The sequence below is a fragment of the Nocardia bovistercoris genome (assembly GCF_015674855.1).
In the GTDB taxonomy this organism is placed as follows: domain Bacteria; phylum Actinomycetota; class Actinomycetes; order Mycobacteriales; family Mycobacteriaceae; genus Nocardia; species Nocardia bovistercoris.
The window spans coordinates 140,797-164,205 of the sequence record NZ_JADMLG010000003.1 but is presented as its reverse complement, the minus strand read 5'-3'; the positions used below and the strand labels follow the sequence as shown (position 1 = coordinate 164,205).

Annotated in this window: 22 protein-coding genes; 9 read left to right on the top strand and 13 right to left on the bottom strand. The window is 65.7% G+C overall.

Annotation, left to right across the window (positions count from 1 at the left end; translation table 11 throughout):
- Positions 1-181: 181 nt before the first annotated feature.
- Both IT779_RS08780 and IT779_RS08775 read right to left on the bottom strand, forming a co-directional pair.
- On the bottom strand, positions 182-1,471 hold the full coding sequence (locus IT779_RS08780; RefSeq protein WP_196148719.1) for an acyl-CoA dehydrogenase family protein: 1,290 nt from the start codon (positions 1,469-1,471) through the stop codon (positions 182-184).
- A gap of 2 nt (positions 1,472-1,473) precedes the next feature.
- Entirely contained in the window at positions 1,474-2,145 is a 672-nt protein-coding gene (locus tag IT779_RS08775) for a TetR/AcrR family transcriptional regulator (RefSeq protein WP_196148718.1), read from the bottom strand.
- A 287-nt stretch (positions 2,146-2,432) separates the two neighbouring features.
- On the opposite strand from IT779_RS08775, the gene IT779_RS08770 reads away from it, so the two are divergent.
- Complete coding sequence (locus tag IT779_RS08770) at positions 2,433-4,610, top strand: malate synthase G (protein WP_196148717.1); 2,178 nt, start codon at positions 2,433-2,435, stop codon at positions 4,608-4,610.
- Between the two features lie 596 nt (positions 4,611-5,206).
- The gene (locus tag IT779_RS08765) at positions 5,207-5,500 is read left to right on the top strand and encodes a cupin domain-containing protein (RefSeq protein WP_196148716.1); all 294 of its coding nucleotides are present in this window, start codon (positions 5,207-5,209) and stop codon (positions 5,498-5,500) included.
- An 80-nt stretch (positions 5,501-5,580) separates the two neighbouring features.
- Here the strand turns inward: IT779_RS08765 and IT779_RS08760 are convergent, their stop codons facing one another.
- From IT779_RS08760 to IT779_RS08735, 6 genes are all read right to left on the bottom strand, one after another.
- Entirely contained in the window at positions 5,581-6,345 is a 765-nt protein-coding gene (locus IT779_RS08760; RefSeq protein WP_196148715.1) for a GntR family transcriptional regulator, read from the bottom strand.
- On the bottom strand, positions 6,342-7,115 hold the full coding sequence (gene trpA, locus IT779_RS08755) for a tryptophan synthase subunit alpha (protein WP_196148714.1): 774 nt from the start codon (positions 7,113-7,115) through the stop codon (positions 6,342-6,344). Before trpA ends, IT779_RS08760 begins: the two co-directional genes overlap by 4 nt.
- A complete protein-coding gene (gene trpB, locus IT779_RS08750; protein ID WP_196148713.1) occupies positions 7,087-8,283 on the bottom strand; it encodes a tryptophan synthase subunit beta in 1,197 nt (398 codons plus the stop codon). The genes trpA and trpB overlap by 29 nt, the downstream gene beginning before the upstream one ends.
- A gap of 206 nt (positions 8,284-8,489) precedes the next feature.
- Positions 8,490-9,854, bottom strand: a complete 1,365-nt coding sequence (locus IT779_RS08745) for a glycoside hydrolase family 130 protein (RefSeq protein WP_196148712.1) — start codon at positions 9,852-9,854, stop codon at positions 8,490-8,492.
- A complete protein-coding gene (locus tag IT779_RS08740) occupies positions 9,854-10,864 on the bottom strand; it encodes a glycosyltransferase (RefSeq protein ID WP_196148711.1) in 1,011 nt (336 codons plus the stop codon). The genes IT779_RS08745 and IT779_RS08740 overlap by 1 nt, the downstream gene beginning before the upstream one ends.
- Positions 10,861-12,045 carry a glycosyltransferase gene (locus tag IT779_RS08735; RefSeq protein ID WP_196148710.1) on the bottom strand — a complete coding sequence of 395 codons (1,185 nt, stop codon included), beginning with the start codon at positions 12,043-12,045 and terminating at the stop codon, positions 10,861-10,863. Before IT779_RS08735 ends, IT779_RS08740 begins: the two co-directional genes overlap by 4 nt.
- Before the next feature lie 241 nt (positions 12,046-12,286).
- Between IT779_RS08735 and IT779_RS08730 the strand changes: the two genes are divergently transcribed.
- Positions 12,287-13,381 carry a glycosyltransferase family 4 protein gene (locus IT779_RS08730; protein ID WP_196148709.1) on the top strand — a complete coding sequence of 365 codons (1,095 nt, stop codon included), beginning with the start codon at positions 12,287-12,289 and terminating at the stop codon, positions 13,379-13,381.
- Positions 13,382-13,611: 230 nt separating this feature from the next.
- On the opposite strand, the gene IT779_RS38460 is transcribed toward IT779_RS08730, so the two are convergent.
- Positions 13,612-13,920: a DUF5994 family protein gene (locus IT779_RS38460; protein WP_269781565.1), complete on the bottom strand. Its 309-nt coding sequence runs from the start codon at positions 13,918-13,920 to the stop codon at positions 13,612-13,614.
- A 229-nt stretch (positions 13,921-14,149) separates the two neighbouring features.
- On the opposite strand from IT779_RS38460, the gene IT779_RS08720 reads away from it, so the two are divergent.
- Both IT779_RS08720 and IT779_RS08715 read left to right on the top strand, forming a co-directional pair.
- The gene (locus IT779_RS08720) at positions 14,150-15,514 is read left to right on the top strand and encodes a GDSL-type esterase/lipase family protein (protein WP_198428334.1); all 1,365 of its coding nucleotides are present in this window, start codon (positions 14,150-14,152) and stop codon (positions 15,512-15,514) included.
- Between the two features lie 180 nt (positions 15,515-15,694).
- Positions 15,695-16,288: a TetR/AcrR family transcriptional regulator gene (locus IT779_RS08715; RefSeq protein WP_196149148.1), complete on the top strand. Its 594-nt coding sequence runs from the start codon at positions 15,695-15,697 to the stop codon at positions 16,286-16,288.
- A 33-nt stretch (positions 16,289-16,321) separates the two neighbouring features.
- On the opposite strand, the gene IT779_RS08710 is transcribed toward IT779_RS08715, so the two are convergent.
- The 4 genes from IT779_RS08710 to IT779_RS08695 form a co-directional block, all read right to left on the bottom strand.
- Complete coding sequence (locus tag IT779_RS08710; RefSeq protein ID WP_196148707.1) at positions 16,322-16,588, bottom strand: cytochrome C oxidase subunit IV family protein; 267 nt, start codon at positions 16,586-16,588, stop codon at positions 16,322-16,324.
- Positions 16,589-16,602: 14 nt separating this feature from the next.
- Positions 16,603-17,124 carry a cytochrome c oxidase subunit 3 gene (locus tag IT779_RS08705; protein WP_196149147.1) on the bottom strand — a complete coding sequence of 174 codons (522 nt, stop codon included), beginning with the start codon at positions 17,122-17,124 and terminating at the stop codon, positions 16,603-16,605.
- A gap of 142 nt (positions 17,125-17,266) precedes the next feature.
- Positions 17,267-18,016 carry a hypothetical protein gene (locus IT779_RS08700; RefSeq protein ID WP_196148706.1) on the bottom strand — a complete coding sequence of 250 codons (750 nt, stop codon included), beginning with the start codon at positions 18,014-18,016 and terminating at the stop codon, positions 17,267-17,269.
- Positions 18,013-18,744, bottom strand: a complete 732-nt coding sequence (locus IT779_RS08695) for a hypothetical protein (RefSeq protein ID WP_408637740.1) — start codon at positions 18,742-18,744, stop codon at positions 18,013-18,015. Before IT779_RS08695 ends, IT779_RS08700 begins: the two co-directional genes overlap by 4 nt.
- Before the next feature lie 590 nt (positions 18,745-19,334).
- Here IT779_RS08695 and IT779_RS08690 point away from each other — a divergent pair.
- The 4 genes from IT779_RS08690 to IT779_RS08675 are packed head-to-tail and all read left to right on the top strand — an operon-like array spanning position 19,335 to position 23,409.
- Complete coding sequence (locus tag IT779_RS08690; protein WP_196148704.1) at positions 19,335-20,198, top strand: MlaE family ABC transporter permease; 864 nt, start codon at positions 19,335-19,337, stop codon at positions 20,196-20,198.
- Positions 20,198-21,052 (top strand): ABC transporter permease, encoded by an 855-nt coding sequence (locus IT779_RS08685; protein WP_196148703.1) that lies wholly within the window; start codon positions 20,198-20,200, stop codon positions 21,050-21,052. Before IT779_RS08690 ends, IT779_RS08685 begins: the two co-directional genes overlap by 1 nt.
- 3 nt (positions 21,053-21,055) lie before the next feature.
- Positions 21,056-22,375: an MlaD family protein gene (locus IT779_RS08680; protein WP_196148702.1), complete on the top strand. Its 1,320-nt coding sequence runs from the start codon at positions 21,056-21,058 to the stop codon at positions 22,373-22,375.
- On the top strand, positions 22,372-23,409 hold the full coding sequence (locus IT779_RS08675) for an MCE family protein (RefSeq protein WP_196148701.1): 1,038 nt from the start codon (positions 22,372-22,374) through the stop codon (positions 23,407-23,409). The genes IT779_RS08680 and IT779_RS08675 overlap by 4 nt, the downstream gene beginning before the upstream one ends.

The window sequence follows — 23,409 nt, the reverse complement described above, 5'->3', positions numbered from 1 at the left end:
CTCGCCTCAGGTATCCGACACGTTCCGTTCGGCGGAGCCCCGCTCGTACCGTTCGGCGCAGCCCCCGCTCGTTCCCCGCGGCGTAGGACCTCCGCGTTCCCCGCAGGCGGGGTCCTCGCTGGTTCCGCGCGTCGCGGGGGTCGCCCGTTCTGCGCGCTGCGGGGGCATCGTCCATTGGCACTCAGAGGTTGCCGACGATGTGCTCCAACCGTTGCGCCACGAGTTCGCGTGCCTGTTCCCGCAACGCGGGACGGTAGCCGCTGGGATAGACCGGGTCGCCGGGCGCGTAGTTCTTGAGCACCTCCTTGGCGAGGGTGATCTTGTGCACCTCGGTGGGGCCGTCGGCCAACCCCATCACCTCCGAGTAGTTCATCATGTCGACGAAGGGCAGGTCCTGGCTGACGCCGATGGCGCCGTGCAGGTGCAGCGCGCGCTGGGCCACATCGTGCATTACCTTGGGCATGGCGACCTTGATCGCGGCGATGTCCTTGCGGACCGCGAGGTAGTCCTGTTCCTTGTCGATGCGCCAAGCGGTGCGCAGCACGAGCAGGCGGAACTGCTCCATCTCGATCCAGCTGTCGGCGATCTTCTCCTGCGTCATCTGGAGTCCGCCGAGGGTGCCCTTGCGCATCGGCCGCGAGACCGCGCGCTCGCACATCATGTCGAAGGCGCGCCGCACCAGCGCGACGGTGCGCATGGCGTGGTGCACGCGCCCGCCGCCGAGTCGGGTCTGCGCGACCAGGAAGCCCATGCCCTCCGCGCCGAGCAGGTGATCGGCGGGCACCCTGACATCGGTGAAGCGCAGATGGCCTTCGGCGTCGCTGAATCCGGCGACCTTGAAGTTCTTGACGATCTCGAGGCCGGGCGTTTCGGCGGGCACGATGAACATCGACATGCCGCGATACGGGCTGACCTCGGGATCGGTGACCACCATCACGATGTGGAAGCTCGCGAACCGCGCGTTGGAGTTGAACCACTTCTCGCCGTTGATGACCCAGTGGTCGCCGTCGCGCACCGCGCGGGTCTTGAACAGCGTCGGATCCGAACCGCCGGTGGGTTCGGTCATGACATAACAGGAGCCGATGTCGCCGTCCAGCAGCGGTTGCAGGTATTTCGCCTTCTGCTCGTCGGTGCCGTAATGCGCGAGGATCTCGGCGTTGCCGGAATCCGGTGCCTGACAACCGAATACCGACGGCGCCCAGACCGAGGTGCCGAGCACTTCGTTGAGCAGGCCGAGCTTGAGTTGACCGTAGCCGGGGCCGCCGAGTTCGGGACCGAGATGGCACGCCCACAGCCCCTGTTCCTTGACGCGAGCCTTGAGCGGGCCCATCAGCGCCATGGCCTCTTTGTCGGTGCGGTCGTAGGGATTCGGATAGATCAGGTCGAGCGGTTCGACCTCGGTGCGGACGAATTCCGCGGCCCAGTCGAGCTTCTCCTGAAATTCCGGGTCGGTTTCGAAATCCCAAGCCATGGTCAGCCTCTCTCGTCGGTTGTGGTCGGCGCGGCGGTTGCGGTCGGTGCGGCAGGGGTGGTGAGCAGTCCGTCGAGGACGGTGGCGGCGATGATGGCGGCGATCTCGCCGGGGGAGCGGTCGCCGTGCGGCCGGTACCAGAACGACACCGCGTTCAGCATGGCGAGCAGGCTGTTGGTGACGACGTGGTCGGCGGTGCGCAGCAGACCGGCCGCGTGGCCCGCGTCGAGCATTCGCTGCCAGCAGTTCTGGATGCGGTCGCGCAGGTGTTGGAGTTCGGCGGCGCGTTCGCCGGTGAGCGCCGTCACGTCGCGCAACTGGATCGCGACCTCGCGGCGGTGTTCGATGATCAACCGCACGTGACTGTCGATCAGCAGGCGCAGCGCGTCGACCGGGTCGCCGGAGCCGTCGGTGATGGCTTCGGCCTCCGCCAGCATCACCTGGATGTAGTCGCGCAGGATCTGCCAGAGCAGTTCCTCTTTCGAGCCGATGTGGTAGTAGAGCGCGCCGCGCTGGACGTCGGCGCGGTCGCCGATCTCGGCCACTCCGGTGCCGTGGAAACCCTTCTCCGCGAACAGTTCCACCGCCGCCGCCACGATGCGGTCCCCGGTGTCGCCCGCGGACGACCCGGCGGGCGGGCGGCCGCGGCGACGCGCGGGGGCGGCGCCCGTCATCGCCGGATCTTCGCGATCTCGCCGGTGCGCGATACCTGCACTCCGTCTCCGTCCGCCGCTTAATGTTCCGATCAGTACATTAATTGCGGAACCCCGTAGGATCAAGGCGCGGATCGACCGACCGTCGACAACCGTGCGACTCGCCGCTGCGCGGATACCCCCGGAGGCAGGCGCGGCGCCGAGAATGTGCAGGCAGCTCGAACACCCGTCGCGCGAGGCTGTAACTACCGACGGGTAACATTGATCCCGTCTTTTTCACACCGGCTTTCTCAAAAGTGAGGCAGTAGATGACTGAGCGGATTCAGGTCGGCGGGCTCCAGGTGGCACGCGTTCTCCACGAGTTCATCGAGAACGAGGCGCTTCCCGGTACCGGCGTAGATTCCGCCGCGTTCTGGGCGGGCGCCGAATCCGTCATCAGCGATCTCGCGCCGCGTAACCGCGCCCTGCTGGCCGAACGCGACGAGATCCAGGGCAAACTCGACGCCTGGCACGCCGAACACCCCGGCGCGAACTACGACAAGGCCGCCTACAAGACCTACCTGACCGAGATCGGCTACCTACGTCCCGAACCCGCCGAGTTCCGCATCGGCACCGCGAACGTGGACGAGGAGATCGCCGCCACCGCGGGCCCGCAGCTGGTGGTTCCGGTCATGAACGCGCGGTTCGCGATCAACGCCGCCAACGCGCGCTGGGGTTCGCTCTACGACGCGCTCTACGGCACCGACGCCATCCCGGAGACCGGCGGCGCCGAGAAGGGGCGCGGCTACAACAGGGTGCGCGGCGACAAGGTCATCGAATGGGCGCGCAACTTCCTCGACGACTCGGTCACCCTCATCACCGGCTCGCACATCGGCTCCACCTCGTACACCATTGTCGACGGCGAACTGGAGGTCGGCCTCGAGGACGGCACGAGCATCGGCCTGGCCGACGCCTCCCAGCTGGTCGGCTACCTCGGCGAGCCCGAGGCGCCCACCTCGGTCCTGCTGAAGCACAACGGCCTGCACATCGAGATCCAGATCGACCCCGACTCGCCGATCGGCGCCACCGACACCGCGGGCGTCAAGGACGTGGTGCTGGAATCGGCGGTCACCACCATCATGGACTTCGAGGATTCGGTGGCCGCCGTGGACGCCGAGGACAAGGTGCTCTGCTACCACAACTGGCTCGGCCTCATGAAGGGCGACCTGGCCGAGCAGGTCACCAAGGGCGAGCAGACCTTCACCCGCACCATGAACCCGGACCGCGTCTACACCGCGCTCGACGGCGGCGAACTCGTGCTGCACGGTCGTTCGCTGCTGTTCGTGCGCAATGTCGGCCACCTCATGACCTCCGACGCGATCCTCGACGCCGAGGGCGACGAGGTCCCCGAAGGCATCCTCGACGGGCTGATCACCTCGCTCGTCGCGATGCACTCCCTCAAGGACGAGACCGCGCTGAAGAACAGCCGCACCGGCTCGGTCTACATCGTGAAGCCCAAGATGCACGGCCCCGACGAGGTCGCGTTCGCCGACGAGTTGTTCGGCCGCGTCGAAGGCGTGCTCGGCCTGCCGCGCAACACCCTCAAGGTCGGGATCATGGACGAGGAACGCCGCACCACGGTGAACCTCGCCGCTTGCATCGCCGCCGCCGCCGAGCGCGTCGTGTTCATCAACACCGGCTTCCTCGACCGCACCGGCGACGAGATCCACACCTCCATGGAGGCCGGGCCGATGGTCCGCAAGGCCGCCATGAAGTCCCAGCAGTGGATCCTGTCCTACGAGGACTGGAACGTCGACAACGGCTTGGCCGCGGGCCTGCCCGGCAAGGCGCAGATCGGCAAGGGCATGTGGGCCATGCCGGATCTGATGGCCGACATGCTCGCCCAGAAGATCGGCCACCCCAAGTCGGGCGCGAACACCGCGTGGGTGCCGTCGCCCACCGCCGCCACCCTGCACGCCACCCACTACCACCTGGTCGACGTGTTCGAGCGACAGCGCGAGATCGCCAAGGGCGGGCGGCGCGCCGACGTCGACCGGATCCTCGAGATCCCGTTGGCCGCCGAGCCGAACTGGAGCGCCGAGGAGAAGCAGCAGGAACTCGACAACAACTCCCAGAGCATCCTCGGCTACGTGGTGCGCTGGATCGACCAGGGCGTCGGCTGCTCCAAGGTGCCCGACATCAACGACGTCGGCCTCATGGAAGACCGTGCGACCCTTCGCATCTCGAGCCAGCTCATGGCGAACTGGCTGCGCCACGGCGTGGTCACCCCCGAGCAGGTGCAGGCCAGCCTGGAGCGGATGGCGCCGGTGGTCGACAAGCAGAACGACGGCGACCCGAACTACCGTCCGCTCGCGGCCGATTTCGCGGGCAGCGTCGCCTTCCAGGCGGCGCGCGAGCTGATCTTCGAAGGCACCGCCCAGCCCAACGGTTACACCGAGCCGATTCTGCACCGGCGGCGTCGGGAGGCCAAGGCTACGTGGAAGTGAGTAATTTTCGGTGATCGAAAAGTAGCTTCCGACAGCTCTTTTCGACTTGAGGCCCGCATCTGGAACACAAGGTGCGGGGCCTCTGTCATCACTGGAGATCAGCTCGGATACCGGACCGTCACGCTCAAAGCGGTCACAAAAACGGTCACACGCTGGAAGGTAGTCGGCGTCAGAAAAGCGATGCTCCTAGCAGCGCCGATGGCTGCCGCCATCCTTGATGAGTACGGTCGTGGCATGCGGACCCAAAGGATGGCCGATGGTGCGTCGCTCAGGTGCAGTTGATCGGCCAACGGCAGTCGACCACCGGCATGACGTCCCAGCATCAACCGTTTCCGCGACCGGCGCGGCCGCGCCGGGCGCCGAACATGCTCTTCCGGCGTGTCGGCCCGCCGGCACGCCGACAATTTTCGGCGATAGCTAATTCTTGGCAATTGACGCGGTTGGGGTGGTGCCTGGTTTCTCAGGACTGTGGAGCGGTCTTGGCCGACAGTGCGCCAAGACCGCGGCGCACAGGCGAGGACCGCCTGCATGACATGTCTCGGTGGGGGGCAAGACGGGAGGAGGACTCGACCACTACGCCCACATTCTTCATCAGCATGGAATTCCCGCCCGACTCGGCGATGGCCCACCCGGATTTCGACTTCGGACAAGCCATCGGGGAGCAGATGCAAAACGTGCCCGGATTCGTCGAGACCTTCGACCCCGCCAACCCTGGCATGCACGAAACCCAGACCATCGACTACGCCATCGTCGTCAAAGGCGAATCTGGCTGGAGGTCGACGACGGCTCCCAGACGCTGCTCGAAGCCGGAGACACAGTCGTCCAGCAGCACACCCGCCACGCCTGGCGATATCTCGGCGACGAACCGGCTCGCCTCGCCTTTGTCATGATCGGAACCCCGACCAGCCCATAGACCTACCCGAACGACTCCTGCCAGTCGCTGGTGGGCCCCGGCCGGGCGAACCAGCGCTCAGAGCCCGACCCGCCCCGTGTCATCGAGGTGGTAAGCCACAACCAGCCTGTCCGGCCCGCGGTCCAATCGGAGTTCGGCGATATCCGCGGGAATCAACGCTCGATCGTAGAGGACACGATGGCCGTCCTCGGTGATGCTGCACCGTCGACTGACCATCACCGGACTCGAGATCGGACGCTCGAGTACAGCCGCCTGCTCCTGCTCGAGCACGCTCACCGTGATCGATTCCTCTGCCGACCCCACCGCGAGCCCACGCCGCGCCAGGACCTCGTACAACGACGCACCGTGCAAATCCTGCGCCGAAACTCCCACGTCCCACCGAAGATACGACAATTGCAACACCGACGGACGGGCATCGATCCGACGCAACCGACGCACCCCCAATACCTGTTCACCCGACCTCAGGTGCAATGCGCGCGCGACATCGGTGGGCGCGACCACGCGTTCGGAGCCGAGAACCTCGGTATCGACCCGCGCTCCTTGCGCGATGAGATCCTCCGCGAATCCCGATAGGTGCATCAGGTCGTAGTGGTAACGCCGACTCGCGGGGAACATGCCCGCTCCGTGACGTGTCTCGATCAGACCCTCGTTCTCCAACAATTGCACCGCACGCCGCAGCGTCATGATGGTGACGCCATAGGAAGCCGCCAATTCGCGCTGAGCGGGCAAAGCTTCCTCGGGCGCCCACTCACCCGCCTGAATCCGCGCTCGAATATCGTCGTGAACCGCCAGATACTTCGGCAGTCGAGCCCTGTCGTTCATGCCGCGGAATCGATACGCCGTCGAAACTCTGCCACCGTGCCCGCGATCGTCGCGGCACTCGCACCGTCGAGGACCCGCTGCATCAACGCCGAGGCGACGACGACACCGTCACTGTGCCGCACCGCACGTGCCGCGCGCTCGGGCGAATCGATTCCGAACCCGACGACCACCGGCACGTCCACACGCGAACGTAACCTCTGCGCGGCCTGCCGGCCTGCATCGCCGCCCGCCCCCTCCGAGCCGGTCGGTGCCATCGCCGACATCGAGTAGACGAACCCCTCACTCGCACCGGCGATCTGGACAGCCGCTTCCAACGGAGTCGACGGAGCCACCATCAGAACCGGCGCCACATCCGAGTCACGAGCCACACTCAGATACTCCGCGGATTCGGCGAACGGCAGATCGGCCACCAGCGAACCGCATACCCCCGACCTCGACAGTGCGCGCATGTAGGTTGAGAAACCGCGCGAGACAAGCTGATTGGTATAGGTCATCGCCACCACAGGTGCCGCCACCTCGGGCAGGTCATCGAGAATCCGCTCCAGACTTACACCCCGCCCCAAGGCCGAACGACAGGCGCGTTGAATGACCGGGCCGTCCAACATCGGATCCGAGAACGGCACGCCGATCTCGATGACATCGGCGCCTCCATCGACCATCGCCCGCATCAGATCGGTCCAATCGGCACGGACACCGCCCATGACATAGCCGATCAGGCACCGGCGCCCACCGTCACGAACCTCACGCAACGTCGTTTCGAGCACCCTCACGCTCCAGCCTCCTCACCTGTTCGGCGTCCTTGTCGCCACGTCCCGACACCGTGACGAGCACAGTCGAATCCTGAGCCAGACGCGCCTCGCGCGCACTGTCGATCACCCATGCCAACGCGTGCGCGGACTCCAGCGCAGGAAAGATCCCTTCCAGTCGCGCCGACAAACGCGCGGCATCGAGTACCTGCCGGTCGCTGACGGTGACGTACTCGGCGCGTCCCAGTTCAGCGAGATGCGCATGTTCGGGCCCCAATCCCGGATAGTCCAAGCCCGCCGACACCGAATGTGCCTCGAGCACCTGGCCTGCGTCGTCTTGCAGATACAGCGACATCCCACCGTGTAGGACACCCAAGCGGCCGTGGGTGGCGCCCGCGGCTCCTTCTCCCTCGACTCCGACCAACCGCGCCTGGGACGAGGCGAACCCGGCGAAGGTCCCCGCCGCGTTGGAGCCACCCCCGACACAAGCCACCACAACATCGGGAATCCCGCCATCGAGCAAGTTCGCGCACTGCGTCGCGGCTTCGATCCCGATCACCGACTGGAACTCACGCACCATCCACGGGTACGGATGCGGCCCCAGCACAGAGCCTAGACAGTAATGCCCGGTGTCCGCCCTGGTCACCCAGTAACGAAACGCCTCACTGGTCGCGTCCTTCAACGTCGCCGAGCCTGAACGCACTGCCACCACCCGCGCCCCCAGTGTCTCCATCCGGAAGACGTTGAGCTCCTGTCTGGACATGTCGACCTCGCCCATGAAAACGGTGCATTTCATGCCCAGCAGCGCCGCCGCTGTCGCTGTCGCGACACCGTGCTGGCCTGCGCCGGTCTCCGCGATCAACTCCGTGCGACCCATCCGCCGCGCCAAGAGAGCCTGACCCAACGCATTGTTCAACTTGTGGCTACCAGTGTGGTTGAGATCCTCTCGCTTGAGCAGGATCCGAACACCCAACTCGCCCGACAGACGCCACGCTCTGGTCACCGGCGTCGGCCGCCCACAGTACTCGGCCAACAACCCACTCAACTGTGCCCGGAACGCCGAATCACCCCACGCTTCACGAAACCCGGCCTCGACTTCCAGACAAGCCGGGATCAACGCCTCCGGGACGAAGCGCCCCCCGAACCGGCCGAACCGGCCACTTCGCGGTTCGCTCGACAAGAAATCGGTCATCAGCACCACCATAGTTATAGAGTTCTATAACTCTATCACGAATGGTCCATCCCCATCGGCGGAATCGCGGCGCGCCCATTTGCCTATGGTGAACGTCGAAGCCCGACTGCGGGCCGCTCGATCGTGGTGGCGGGATCGGTCCTCGAAACGACGCCGGGAGCGGAAGATGAAGTGGGTGGACGCCCTCTGTGACCGAGTTCGGTTGATTACCTACGGTATTCGGTCGTCTCCGTATTCCGTGCGTGGAGGAGGGGTGGATCGGTCGCGTCGTTGGGTTCGGCGAACCGGCGCAACAAGGCGGGTAGGTCGACGAAGGCGAATCTGATGGCGGAGTCGCTGCAACCGTATGGGATCACAAGGGTGTCGTGGTGGATCAGCGCGCCGCACGAGTAGGCGACGTTGGGTACGTATCCGTCGCGTTCGGCTTCGTTCGGGGTGAGAAGTGGTTCGCGGAGCGTGCCGATGAGTCGTGTCGGGTCGTCGAGGTCGAGCAGGATCGCGCTGATTCCATATGTGCGCATCGGACCGACTCCGTGGGTCAGGACCAGCCATCCGTCGGCTGTTTCGATCGGCGGGCCGCAGTTGCCGAGCTGGATCAGTTCCCACGGCAGGGTCGGTCGGTACACGGTGACCGGGTCGCGCCATACGTGCGCGTCGGACGAGCTGACCACGCTGATGCTTTCCCGGTCCCATCGCGACAGCATCAGGTAGCGGTCGCGCACGCGACGGGGAAACAGTGCCATTCCCTTGTCCTCGGCGCCGGACCCGACGAGCCGGGTGCTGACGAATGTGGCGAAATCGGTGGTGCGCAACAGTCGTGGCGCGACGTGGGCGCCGTCGAAGGCGGTGTAGGTGGCGTAGTAGGTCACCGTCGCGTCCGGTTCGGTGAACCGGGTCAGGCGCGCGTCCTCGATGCCGTGGCTCTCCTCGGGGTTCGTGGGAAAGACCACCCGCTCCGATATCGGAGTGTCGGCGGGGTAGGTGACGGTGTAGCTCCCCGGCGCCGAGGCCGTGACCCTGCCCTGGTCGAGGAAGGGTGATCCGTCCTCGAAGCGGATCGAATCATGTTGTGCGAGTACACCGGTCCGGAACTCGATACTCGAAGTGTGCCCTTCGCCGAGGGCGCGTGCGCTCATGACGAAGCGTAGTTCGCCGGTGGCCAGACCGGATTGGTCCGGGTGCGCGACCATCGAGGGATTGAACAGGGCCGCGGCTTCGATCGCGTACTCCTGGGTGAAACACGCGCCGATGAGCTGTCTGCGTTCGGGCGTCGAGGTCGCCGTCGGTGGCAGTAGGTGTTCGACGAGCGCCGCGTGCGCGGCGAAGGTGGCCTCGATATCGCGGTGGCGTTCACCGAATCGAGTGCGCACGGTGGCGAGGGTGGCGAGGGTGTCGGTGTCGGACAGGCCGATCACTCGGTCGATGATCGCCTCGGCGCGTGAGATGCCCTGCGGGAGAATCTCTTGGCCGGGCAGGAAGAGTCTGGCCAGGACGCGGCGTGGGTCCGGCGACAGCACCACCTCGCTGCGGCGCACGAGATCGGCGGAGGTGGTGGCGCCCGGATCGTCCACTACGGCGCCAGTGCGAGCCGGCGGGCCTGCTGTTGTGTGGAGAGCAGCGCGAGTGTCGATTCCGCGCCTTGGTTCTCGTTGCGGCCGGTGGGTTCGAGTCCGTCGCAGCAGCCACCGCTGACGGGGTCGATCAGCGGGGTGCCGACGTCGTTCGTGCCGCGGAACCACGCTTCGCACAGCAGCACCGCGTCCCGCCATGTGGGGTCCCCGGTGTCGTCGTAGGCGCGTGCGCAGGCATCGGCCAAGGCAGCGGCTTCGATGGGCTGTTGATCGAACCCCGGCCGGGGCTCTCCGGTCGCCCAGCCATCGACTGGGGTGACCGACAGGTGGTCGCCGAAGGTTTCGATGTCGAGCAACCAACGCAGCATCGCCAGTCCGTCGGCCTGTGTGCGGGGGTGGCCGGGCAGGAGCGCACCGGCTGCGAGGAGCGCTTCGGCCAGCACCGCGTTGGCGTAGTGCAATCGTGGTTCGGGCCAGCGCCAATCGAGTCGGCGGGTCGGCGCTCCGATCAGTGCGGCGGCGTCGGCCAGGAGTTCGCGTGCGGTGAGCTGTGCGGGGTTTGTGCGCAGTACCTCGGCGGCGCCGAGTGCGGCGAATGCCATCGCGCGGGGAAACGGGGATCGTTGCCGTGCGCCGATGGTGAACTGCGCCAGCGCAGCATCCGCGTGCTCGGGTTCGCGGGCCGCGACAGAGCCCAGCGCCCACAGCGCGCGGCCCCAATGATCGTCGAGACCGGGATCGTCCTGCCAGGCCAGGTCCGTTCCCCGACGATTGTGGCACGTGCCGTCGGGAGTGAATGCCGCGACGATGAAGTTCAGATACACCAGGGTGAGGTCCGCCAATTGTCGCGTCGGCTCGGGTTCGCGGACGGTCACGACGAGAGCTCGCGCGACATCGTCGACGCAATAGCCGTTCTCGACGCGGGGCTCGGTGAGCTTCGCGTGTTCGAAGATTCCGCATGCGTCGCTGAGTCGGAACAGGTGCGTGTAGGAGATGGTGATGGTGTTCACGCCGTGGCCAGCTTCGTCTCGGTGCGCAGCGTTTCGTCCGCGAGTTCGCGGTATTTCCGACTCACCGAAGTCCACAGCAGATCCGGCGCGAGGCGTTTCGCTTCCGCGCCCATCCGCGTCGCGAGTCCGGGCTCGGTGAGTACCCGGCGCAGCGCGGCCGCGATCTCGATCGGGGAATTTCGATCGACCAGCAGCCCCGCACCGCTGGACAACAGTTCCCTGGCATGGGGAAAGGCGGTCGATATCACCGGTTTGCCTGCGGCGACGGCTTCGATCAGCACTCCGGAGGTCACCTGCTCTCGCGAATCGTACGGTAGCAGCACCACGTCGGCTTGTCGGATCAGCCGGTGCAGTTCGACATTCGACAGATAGCGGGCATCGAAATGCACGGCGTCGGCGACCCCGCGTCGGTGGGCGCGGTCGACGAGGCCGGTGCGGTAGGACTCACCGTGTCGCGCCAGCACTTTCGGATGGGTCTGCCCGACCACACGATACTGGGCTGTCGGACGCAGGTCGGCGATGTGAGCCATCGCGTCGATACCCCATTCGATGCCTTTGCCTTCGCCGAGTAGCCCCCAGGTCAGGATCACCGGTGTCCGGGATGTCGGTTGGTGCTGGTCACCGGGCTGCCATGATCGATTGTCGGTGGCGCCGTGCGGAATGACGCGGATCCGGTCCGGGTCGACCGCGTAGTGGTCGACGAGCCGTTCGCGGGCGGTGGTCGTCATGGTGACGACAGCGGCGCAGAGGCGGGTGAGCTGCTCGAGAATCATCCGTTGCCGCGCGGTCGGGGTGATCAGCACGGTGTGCAGGACGACGATCGCCGGGACTCTGAGGGCGCGAACGGTTTCGAGGACATCGACGCCGTCGCGCCCGCTGTAGATTCCGTATTCGTGCTGGATGATCGCGATATCGAAGCGGTTGAGCGCGGTGGCCGCCGCCGAGGCGCCGCCACGGGCACCGCGCTCCCATTGATGCGCTACCTCGGGCGGGGGTGTCGGATCGAGGCCGTCGACAACGGCGACGACGCCCACCCTGCCGACCGCGGAGTCGAAATCGACCGGTACCAGCCCGATTTCGACAGGCCGGGTCAATGCTTCGACGAGCGCGCCGGTGAAGGTCGCCAGCCCGCATTGGGTCGGTGAATAGGTGCTCAGAACGCCGTAGGACCGAACTGACACTGGGTCAGCCTTTCTGCTTCGAGTCAGTGCCGTCGGTGCCACTGTCTACAGCCACTCAATTGGCTATCGTGTTGCGCTGAAGCGCTTGAGAATCCACTCCGGATCGAACACGGACGGATCGGCCACCAGAAAACGAGCATAACACGACGTTTGCCGACGATAGGTGTGATAGTGTCGTCCACATTGTGCCCGCCTGTTCCGGAGGGCTATCGGCGGGAAGTCGCCAGTAATCGAGGACTCTATGAGAATCGGCGTTATCGCGTCGGTCGCCCACCGTTCGCCTCCGTACAACTATGGCCCGTGGGAACAGATCGCTTCGACGCTGGCGGAGGGGTTCGTCGCGCGCGGTCATGATGTCACGCTGTTCGCGACGGGCGACTCCGAGACGTCGGCGCAGCTGGTCGCGGCTGTCCCGTCGGGGTATGAGGAGACGCCGGGCGCGGATGCCAAGGTGTTCGAAGCGCTGCACAATTCGACAGCCTTCGCGCATGCGAGTGAATTCGACGTGTTCTCCAATCATTTCGACTTCATGCCCCTGACCTACAGTCGTCTGGTGTCGACTCCGGTCGTCACCACGGTGCACGGATTTTCGTCACCGGAAATAGTTCCGGTCTATCGACAATTCGGTGACATAGCCCACTACATCGCGATCAGCGACGCCGATCGGCACCCGGATCTGCGCTATGCCGACACGATTCACCACGGTATCGATGTCACCCGGTTCACATTCCGTCCGGAGCCCGGCGAGTATCTACTCTTCCTGGGGCGAATTCACCCGGACAAGGGGACACACCTGGCGATCGAAGTCGCACGCCGGGCCGGGCTGCCATTGATCATCGCGGGCGTGATCCAGGACAGCGAATATTTCCGTACCATGGTCGAACCGCAGACAACCGGTACCGACGTCGACTACGTCGGCGCGGTCGATCCGGCGCAGCGCGACATACTGCTCGGTGGCGCCCGCGCCCTGCTGCACTTGATCGGATTCGCCGAGCCGTTCGGTCTGTCGGTGATCGAATCCATGGCCACCGGAACACCTGTGATCGCAACACCATTGGGTTCGATGCCCGAGATCCTCCGTCATGGCGTCACCGGCTACCTCGTCCCCGATGTCGAGGCCGCGGTCGAGGCGGTAGCGAAAGTCGGCCGCCTGGACCGCTCCGCTTGCCGCGCCGACGTCGACGAACACTTCACCGCCGACCGAATGACCGACGCGTATCTGACCGTGTTCGAACGCATCGCCAACTCGCAGGCACGATCCACCGGCGCCACGACCACGGCGCCACAGCCCCGGTCCATCGGTTCGCCTGGGCTGTTCTCACACGCGGGGATGTAGAACTCGGCACTCTGGGACACCTCCGAACGGCTCCGATTCAGTGGCCATCGATGATGCTCTCGCTCGTCCGGAATTCAGTCGACCCCGAGTTCCAGTGGCCCAGATCCGGCGGGGACGGAACCTCACCGGCCGGTTCGATCGACACGGTATGCGCCATTGGGTAGGGGTGTCGAAGGGCTGCTCGCCTCGGATGCCTGCGTGGGGTCGGCCAGGACGTGGTGAATTGTCGGTCATGGCGAAACTCTCTCGCGGGTGGGTGGTTTCGCGGTGGGTTGCGGATCGGTGTAGCGGTCTTTCGGTGCGCCGCGGCCGCCCTCGTCGTCCCATCGACCCAGCGCGGCAGCGTTGTGGCGGCGGTCCTGTGCGTCGGCGGCCATCAGTTCGTCGGCGGTGCGCTCCCTCGGATCGGCGGCCGCGGACAACAGCAATTGGGCGGAGTCGGTGTCGGTGTCGGCGGGGACGACGAGTAGCAGGAGGCGGGTTCGATCGTGCCCGAGTAGGCACAGCGTGTGTGCGCGTCGATATCGGTACCCGTCCAGCCGCCGCTATGCCCTGATTCTTTACTCGACCGCCCTGGCGGGTGCAACAAACTTTCGAAGAAATCTGCGAGAAATCGGCAACCTCTACACAAAGCCGACTGCGGACAGTACTGTCCGCTTGGATATGGACGCTGCTGGCGATCGACCCGTGAGCCACGTCGATGCTGCCGCGCAGGCGTGCGGGCGTCGATGTTTCGTCGGGTCGAAACCCGCGGCGTCCGGATTTCAAATGGAACGGAACTCGATGATGAGCCTGCTCGCCCGACACGGCCGGAGAACCCGGTTACGTACCCGCCCCGCGCATCTACCACTGGTCGCCGCGATACTGACCGCGGTGACCGTCACCGCGGCGCCCACCGCGGGAGCGGACGAGACCAACTGCGGTGGAACGCATTTTGTTGCTTCTTGGGCCGCGAGCCCGACCGATGCGCTCGCGCCGGTCGACGCGGCGGGGGCGCCGGTGCCGCTGGCGGTCGCTGATCAGACTTTCCGCATGATCATCACTCCGCACCTGGGCGGCACACAGCTGAGGGTGCGGCTGACCAATCGATACGGTCTGGGCCCGGTCACCTTCGCCCGCGTCTCGGTCGGCAATCAGGTGGCGGGCGCGGCGGTCGACGCGCTCACGCCGGTGTCCTTCGACGGCGGTGCGTCGGTCACCGTGGCCGCGGGCGCGGAGATCCTCAGCGATCCGGTGCCGTTCGCGGTGGCCGCGTTCCGGCCGGTCGCGGTCAGTATTCATGTCGCCGGGGTCGCGGGGCCGCCGACCAAACATTGGAACGCCAACGCGACCTCCTATTACGCGGGCCCGAACAGTGGTGATCTGACCGGGCAGCCCGGTCCCGAACAGTTCGCCTCCACCACCGGGTCCTGGTTGTACGTGTCGGCTCTCGATGTCCGAGCGCAGGCCGCCACTCGTTCGGTGGTGGCTTTCGGGGACTCCATCACCGACGGTTTCGTCGGTACCAGCGCGATCCCGGTTCCGGTCGATCGCGCCGTGGCCGACGTCAACGGCCGCTACCCCGACGCCCTGCAACGGCGTCTGGACGCGGCGGGCATCCCGATTTCGGTGGTCAACGCCGGGATCGGCAGCAATCGGGTGCTGACCAGCGGCGAGCCTCTCATGCCGGGGGCGAGCGGGCTGGCGCGGTTCGAACGCGACGCGCTCGAGCAGTCCGGGGTCGCCGGCGTGCTGGTTCAGGAGGGCATCAACGATCTCGGGCTCCCGCCCGCCGCCGACGCCGCGGGCATGATCGCGGGCTACCAGCAGCTCATCGCCATGGCACATGGGCACGGCAAGAAGATCTGGCTCGGTACGTTGCTGCCCGCGTCGGATGCTCTGGTCGACGGCGTGGCGCTCGCGCCGCGAAGTGAGTCCGACCGCCAGCAGATCAACGCGTGGATTCGTGGCCAGCGGATCGCCGATGGCGTGGTCGACTTCGACGTCGCGTTGCGTGATCCCGACAATCCGTCGGTGCTGCGCGACGACTACTCCGGCCCCGACCGTCTGCATCCCAACCTCGCGGGGTATCGGGCGATGGCCGATGTGATCGACCTCGGCATGCTGTCGACCGCCGGTTCGCCTCGCTGCTGAGTTTCCGACGGCGGGCCGGTTCTGTCCGCGAGGCGCGACCGGTCCGCCCGAGGGGACCGTCGAATACAGCGAGGTGCACGCGGATCCTTAGTCGGCCCCGCGCGACTACAGACCGGCGGCGTCGCCACAGGCAGGCGCTTCGGCCGTAGCCTGCCCTGTCGATCGGCTAGTGTGGTCGGCATGTCCGCAGATGGCCCTCCGACCCGCCCGTTCAGTGGTATCTCGTGGACCCCGGCGCAGCGTCGGACGATGGTTGCCGCGCTGGATCTGATCGGGACCAACGGGGTCAGTGGGACATCGTTGCAGATGATCGCGGATGCGGTCGGCGTCACGAAGGCTGCGGTCTACTTCCAGTTCAAGACCAAGAACGAGATCGTGATAGCGGTGACGGCGAACGAACTCGCCGTCCTGGAGGACGCGTTGATTGCGGCCGAGGCGTTGCGGGACGGCCCGCAGGCTCGGAAAGTGTTGTTGAACCGTGTGATCGATCTTGCGGTCACACGTCGTCGCTGGGTGAGTACGTTGACCAACGATCCGGTGATCGTTCGGCTCTTGGGTGAGCATGAACCGTTCAGGGTCTTCATCAGCAGGCTCTATGCGGTGCTGCTGGCCGACCGCAGCGATGACGACGTGGTGGCGCGTGTCTCGGCCGCTGTGCTGTCGGCGGCGATCGCGGGTGCGGTGGTGAATCCGCTGGTGAGCGATCTCGACGACGATACGCTGCGAGCCACCCTGATCCAGCTCACGCAGCGGATGCTGGACCTGCCGCAATGACGAGGGGCGAGCGTCGAGCGCCCGCCTGATCGTTCACCACAGGTAGATGGCCAGTATCGCGCCGCACAAGGCGAACAACCACCCGTTGGTTGCCAGGCTCAGCCATCGCGGTGCGGTACGTATCTCCATGAAATGCCTGATGATCATGCGGGCTTTGATCGCGGTGAGAACGACGACGACAACGGTGATGGTCGTGCTGGGATGGGTCGGATAGCCGGAATGGCCGGGCGCCAGCCACCACGACAGCAGGGTGATCGCGGACAGGACGAGCCAGACCGCGGTGATCGATCGGAAGATCATGGGGGACAACGTCTTCACCTCATCACGTAGAGCAGTCCGAAGATGACGATCCACAGCAGATCGACCATGTGCCAATAGATCGCGCCCGATTCCACCGTGGCCATCGCGCGACGTCGAGGATCGCGCAGTTCCCGCACCACGATGGCGAGGATCAACAGTCCGAGCGCGACGTGGAACAGGTGGACACCGGTGAATACGTAGTAGAAGGAGAAGAATTCGTCGCCGGGCAGGGTATGGCCGGCCCGGAGTTCGGTGCTCCATTCGAGGGCTTTGATCGCGATGAACACCACACCGAGCGCGCCCGCCGCCGTGGTGAATCGGATGGCGCTGTCGTAACGCAGGGTTCGCGCGGCCCGCACGCCGCGCGCGACGAGCCAGGAACTGGTCAGCAATACGAGGGTGTTGAGAGTACCCAGGTTCAGGTCGAGGTGTTGCTGCGCTTCGAGGAATCGTTGCGGTTCCATCGAACGGTGGACCATGAAGATCACGAAATAGGCGCCGAATATCAGCAGATCGCCGAGCACCATGACCCACATGTGCCGGTCGCCGGGCACGGCGGGTACAGAGCCGGGTGCGTTCTCGGCGGTGACGACGGGTTCGAGGTCGGTCGCCTCGTGGTCGATGCCGGTCATCGCGGGATCCTCGTGGTCGTTGTCGCGGCAAGGGGGGTGGGCGTCGTCACGGCAGCGCCTGTTCGTCGGCGGGTTGGAGTGCGGTCGCTCTGCGCAGGAAGGTGATGACGCACATCAGCCAGGTGCCGAAGACGACGGTGCCCATCCAGAACGAGATCGATCCGTTCCATGCGAATGGTCCTGAGCGTACGACGAATACCGGGGTGGCCAGGATCTCGGTGACGATCTGCCAGATGGTCACGTAGGCGAGCCATTTGGGAAAGATCTCGTTGCGGTCGAAGAAGATCGCGATCGCGAATCCGAAGTACGCGGCGGTGAAACAACCCAGCGAGCCCACGTAGGACAGCAGTCCCAGGTCGTAGAGCAGCGCCAAGAGTTCGGGGTCGCGGTCCGGGCGGTAAACGGCGGCCAGGAAGCAGAAGGCGACCAATAAACAGCCCGGCAGTGCGCCGACGGCCATTCCGGCCATGTAGATATAGGCGCAGATCGAGCCGGTCGACATGCGTTTCATGTGAAAGACGACGATGCCGTTGGACACGCCCGCACCGCCGACGATCAAGAGCAGCAGCGCGAATCCGATGCGAATGGTGACGGCGTGGTCGGTGAAGAAGTGCGTGATCTGCTCGGCGCCGGTATCGGCCCTCGGTGGGGGCATGACTCGGGTGAACAGAACGAAGATCAGCCCGAACGCGGTGTAGAACACCGGCACGATCCAGTAGCAGATCCAGACGTCACGTTTGCCCGCGGTGCCTGTGGTCACACGGGCGGATTCGGTATTCGTGGTCGGTCGTGTCACGCTGGCGCTCCCGCCGCGGCTTGGCGGCGCAGCGCGCCGCGCAGTACCGGGAACATGATCACCAAGAACGTGACGAGAGCGGCGTTGCGCAGCCAGAACGCGATCGCGCCGTTCCAGGCCAGTGGCCCTTCGGTGAAGACCGCCGCGCCCACCGCGGGCGCCATGGCCACCGCGGTGACCGCCGCAAAGTGACCGACCCAGCGGGGGAAGACCGCTTCGGGGCCGTTGTCGAAGTAGATCGCCGCGGCGAGTAGGAGATTCTGTGCCACGAGCATCCCGACGGGTGCGATGAAGGTTATCCAGGCCAAGTCGTTGAGAAGCATGATCAACTCGGGGGCGCGTTCCGGGCGGAATGCCGCGACCAGGAAGAAGATGTCGGCGAGTGCGAAGATCGTCGCGCCGCTGACCGTGGCGGTCAGGTAGCAGTAGGCGAAGATGTGTGTTTGATTCGCCATGCGTTTCATCTGTACGACGATCACCGCGAAGTAGGGGACCAGCATGATTCCGCACAGGTTCAAGGTGATCATGCTGAATCGGATCAGCGTCTGGTTGCGGCTGTAGAACTCCGCGACCTGCTCGGCCGTGTCGGCCGGGGACATCGGAGGGTAGAAGCCCGGGAAGGCGAGGAACGCGAGCAGCAGGACACCGCCGACCACTGGCCCGGTCCAGAGGCTGATCGACTGGAGTTCGAGTTCGGTGGCGTCGGAGGTCTCGGTCTCGGCGGTCACTTTCATTCGAACCTCGAATCGTGGAGAGGAAACGGTGTCGACGGACTCGAGAGGTGAGAAGGTCACCCGCGCCGGATCGTTCGGGAAGGTGCGCTTCCCCGATCCGACTCTAGCCGATCGGCTAGTCGAACTATAGACTCGACGTGCCGGGAAAGTCGATGCCTCCGGATGGGGTTCGTTCGAACGCCCGCGGTGATCGTCGGGGCGGGGGAACCTGTCGAGGGGTGTTTCGCGGTCCGGAGGGGTTGGTCGTGAGCGTCCCCGGCTCGCGACTCCGGGGCGGTGGGGGATGCGCAGCATCCTAGCCGAACGGCTAGCGCGGGGGGTAGTCGATCGGCTACTCTCCGATCCAGTTGCTTTCGAGGGCGATTCGGCTTCGATTCGATATGCACCCTCCGGCGGCAATGCCTGCTCACCGAGCATCGCGAGTGCAAGAGGAGTTCCCGGATGTACAGAACGACCGCGCGCGTGCACGGTGTATCGCGTGGTGTCCGGCTACGCTCGTCCGGCGCCGCCCCCGAGAGGCGGGCGCGGCCGAGCCTGGACCGCCTCGGGCGCGGCGCAGTCCGGTCACCTGAACGGCGCCGGTCATGACCCCCGAGCCGGTAGTGACCGGCCGCGAAGAGGTGTCGGCGGTCACCGAGGTCGTCGACCGTGGTCGCGAATATGTGCGCAGGCACCCTCGTGCGGCTCTGGAAACCGTTGGGCGACAGGTGATCATGGGTGGTCAGGCGATCCGGCACTTGATCGCCGATATCGTTTCGGGTCGGTTCCCGTTCGGCGAGTTCGTCCATCAGGCGGCCTTCATGGTGAAGACTTCGTATGTGCCGACGGTGGCGGTGGCGCTTCCAGTCAGCGCGACGCTGTCGATCCAGTTCGGGCTGCTGGCAGGACAAGTCGGCGCGACCTCGCTCGCCGGTGCGGCGAGTGGACTCGCGGTGATCCGTCAATCCGCGCCGCTGGTCACCGCCCTGCTGTTGGCGGCGGCGGTGGGTTCGGCGATCTGCGCGGACCTGGGCTCACGCGCCATCCGCGAGGAGATCGACGCCTTGGAGGTCATGGGTGTCTCGGCGCTGCGCCGCTTGGTCGTGCCGCGGTTGGCCGCCGGAATACTGGTGGCGATGGCGCTGACCGGGTTCAGTTGTTTCATCGGCTTCCTCGCCGGATATCTGTTCAACGTCTATGTGCAGGACGGGACTCCGGGCAGTTTCATGGCGACGTTCTCCTCGTTCGCCACCGAAGGGGATCTATATCTGGCGATGGTGAAGGCGGCCGTGTTCGGCACGATCGTGACCGTAGTCGCGTGCGAGAAGGGACTGAACGCCAAAGGCGGGCCCGCGGGAGTGGCCAACGCGGTCAATGCGACGGTGGTCGCCTCGATCATCCTGCTGATGGTGGTGAATGTCGGGTTCACCGAGATGTACACGATCCTGTTCCCGAGGACGACGTTGTAATGGCGGCGACCTACCATCCACCTGTCATTCGCCCGCTGGTGTATCTCGTGCGCGGGCCGCGCGACATCCTGGCGCGCCTCGGGCACATGATCACCTTCTTCGTCCGGGCGGTTACCTCGATTCCGCTCGCGCTGCGTCACTACAGCCGGGAATCGGCCAAGATCCTCTCCGATGTCACCTGGGGCAACGGATCGCTGGTCGTCGGCGGCGGGACCGCGGGGGTGATCATCGTGCTCGGCGCCTCGGCGGGTGCGATCGTGGGCATCGAGGGTTACAGCGCGCTGAAACTGCTCGGCATGGAGCCCGCGACCGGCATGATCGCCGCGACCGCCGCGACCAGGGAACTGGCGCCGATCATGGCCTCGATCGCGTTCGCCGCGCAGGCCGGATGCAGGTTCACCGCTCAGCTGGGGGCGATGCGGATCTCCGAGGAGATCGACGCGTTGGACGCGATCGCGATCCGACCGCTGCCCTATCTCGTCTCGACCCGGTTGCTGGCGTCGATGGTGGCGGTGGTGCCGTTGTACCTGGCGGCGCTGGCCGCGGACTATCTGGCGGTCGAGGCGTTCGTGTGGGTCGCGGGCGGAGATTCCTTCGGTACCTACGAACACTATTTCGATCTGGTCCTGGCGGGTACCGACATCGTGTATTCGTTGTCGAAAGCCCTGGTGTTCGTTGTCATCACCACGACGATCCAATGCTATTACGGCTATTACGCCACCGGTGGCCCCCAGGGCGTGGGGGTCGCGGCGGGCCGTGCTATGCGTGCGAGCATCACGGTGATGATCTCGGTGAATCTGCTGATGACGTTGGCGCTGTGGGGTTTCGACTCCGGTTCGAGATTGAGCGGATAATCCATGGCGATCGTGTTCGAATCCGACGGTCGCGGCCTGACTACTACCAAGCTGGTCGTCAGGGGCGTGGCGTTCCTGGTGGTCGCGGCCGCGCTCGTCGCGGCGGGCTTCGCTCGCTCACAAGGCGCCTTCGAACCGCGGGTGCGCGTGACGGCGATCATGGCCGACGTCGGAGACGGGCTGCCCACGAAATCGGATGTGAAGTATCGAGGTGTGCTCGTCGGTACCGTCGTCGAGGTCGAGCCATCCACCGGCGGCGGACCGAACCGGGTCCGCATCGACCTGGAACCCGATGACGCGTCGGGTATTCCGGCCACGGTCACCGCTCGGGTGGTGCCGAGCAACGTCTTCGCCGTCCCGTCGATCCAATTGGTCGACAACGGAGCCGGTCCGCCTTTGGCGGCGGGCGCGGAAATCGCGGAGGACCGCAGCCTCGCCACGGTGCAATTGCAGACCTCGCTGACCGCGCTGAGCCGGATTGCCGCGGCAGCGGGTCGATCTGCCGGCGACCCGACGGTCGGAATCCTGGAAACCGTGCAACGCGCCACCAGCGGACGCGGACCCGAAGCCGTGCGGGCCGGTGCGCAACTCGAACGGATCGTGCGGGCTTTCAGCGAGCTCACGACACCGGACGGCACCGATTCCACACTCGCCGAGCTGTCGGGAGCGCTGGAGGGCTTGCGTGCCTCCGCACCCGACCTGTTGGCCGCGGTCAACCACGCCGTCGTGCCCATGCAGTCGATGGCGGCGCAACGCGCGCGATTCGCCGAGCTTGTCAGCGGCGGGTTGGTGACCACCACGACCGTCGGCACCGCGCTGACCAACCGCACCGACACCATCCTGGACATGACCTCCAAGATGGCGCCGGTCTTGGATGTGCTCGCCGCGGGAAGCCAGAACTTCGTCCAGATGACGACCTCGCAACGCAACATCTCCGAGAAGTTCTCCGCGGAGTTCTGGCGGGCCGACACCCAGAGCGCCACCGGCAAGATCATCATCGAACTCACGCCACACAAGCAGTACAGCCGCGCCGACTGCCCTCGCTACGGGCAACTCGCGGCGCCCAGTTGCGTGACGGGACCGGAAGGCCCCGCGGTACTCGGTACGGCGGACGGCCCGACGACCGTGCCTGCCGCCGATGTCGACGAACCGATCGGCGGCGCGACCGAGCGCGTCCGGATCGGCGAAATCCTCGGCCGTGCGCCTGACGCGTTGTCGACCGTGCTGCTGAGTCCCCTGGTGCGGGGCAACGATGTCCGGATCACGCCGACCCCGGACGGAGCGCCGACCGGGGGAGAACAAGGCGTAGGAGAACCGCGATGAGTTACCGTCGGCCGCTGATCGGATTGACCGTGTTCCTGGTCGTCGCGATCCTTCTGACCGGGATGGTCCACGCGACGCTGCGCCGCGGTGTGCCCGGTGCGACGCAGAGCTATTCGGCGATGTTCACCGATGTCTCCGGTCTGCGCGTCGGCGACGACGTGCGCATGGCGGGAGTGCAGGTCGGGCGGGTAGAGGCCGTCGAGATCAATGGCACGCTGGCCGAGGTCACCTTCGAGGTGCAGCGTGAGCAGAAGGTGTACGATAACACGATCGCGTCGGTGACCTACCAGAACCTGATCGGTCAACGCTACCTTGGTTTGTCGCTGATGGATTCCGCCGCCTCGGCGGTACTTCCACCCGGTACCCGGATACCGGTGGAGCGCACCGAACCTTCGTTCGACCTGTCCGGGCTGCTCAACGGATTCCAGCCGTTGTTCGGTCTGCTCGATCCCGACGATGTCGACAACATCACCTCGGCTCTCATCCGAGCGTTGCAAGGCGAGGACAGTGCAATTCCCACCCTTATCGCCGAAACTGCTTCCTTGGCACAGTCTTTCGCCGGACCCGATCAAGTCCTCGGTTCGATCATCGACAATCTGAGCCGGGTGGTCGGTGATCTGGCGAAACAGAGCGGACAACTCCAGACCACGATCACCCAGACCCGCAAGATCTTCGACGGCCTCTACGAACAACGCGACACCCTGATGAACCAGACCACCGACATCGCCGCCGTCGTGGACCGCGCCGCACGGGTGGTGCAGGGTTCGGCGCCCGCGCTGACTCGATTCACCGAACGGCAGCCCGGCTTCTCCTCGCACTTCGTGGACAACAAGGAGGAATTCGCCTACCTGGGCTTCAATATTCCGCTGCTGATGAAATCGCTGGCGCGCATCGTCGATCACGGCTCGTTCCTCAACGCCTACATCTGCGATATCGACGTCAGTCTCGTGCCGGGGTTGAGCCCGGTGATCGCGCAGATCCTCGGCGTCGCGTCCCCGAGCGGCCGCCCCGAACACTCACCGATCTGCAGGTAA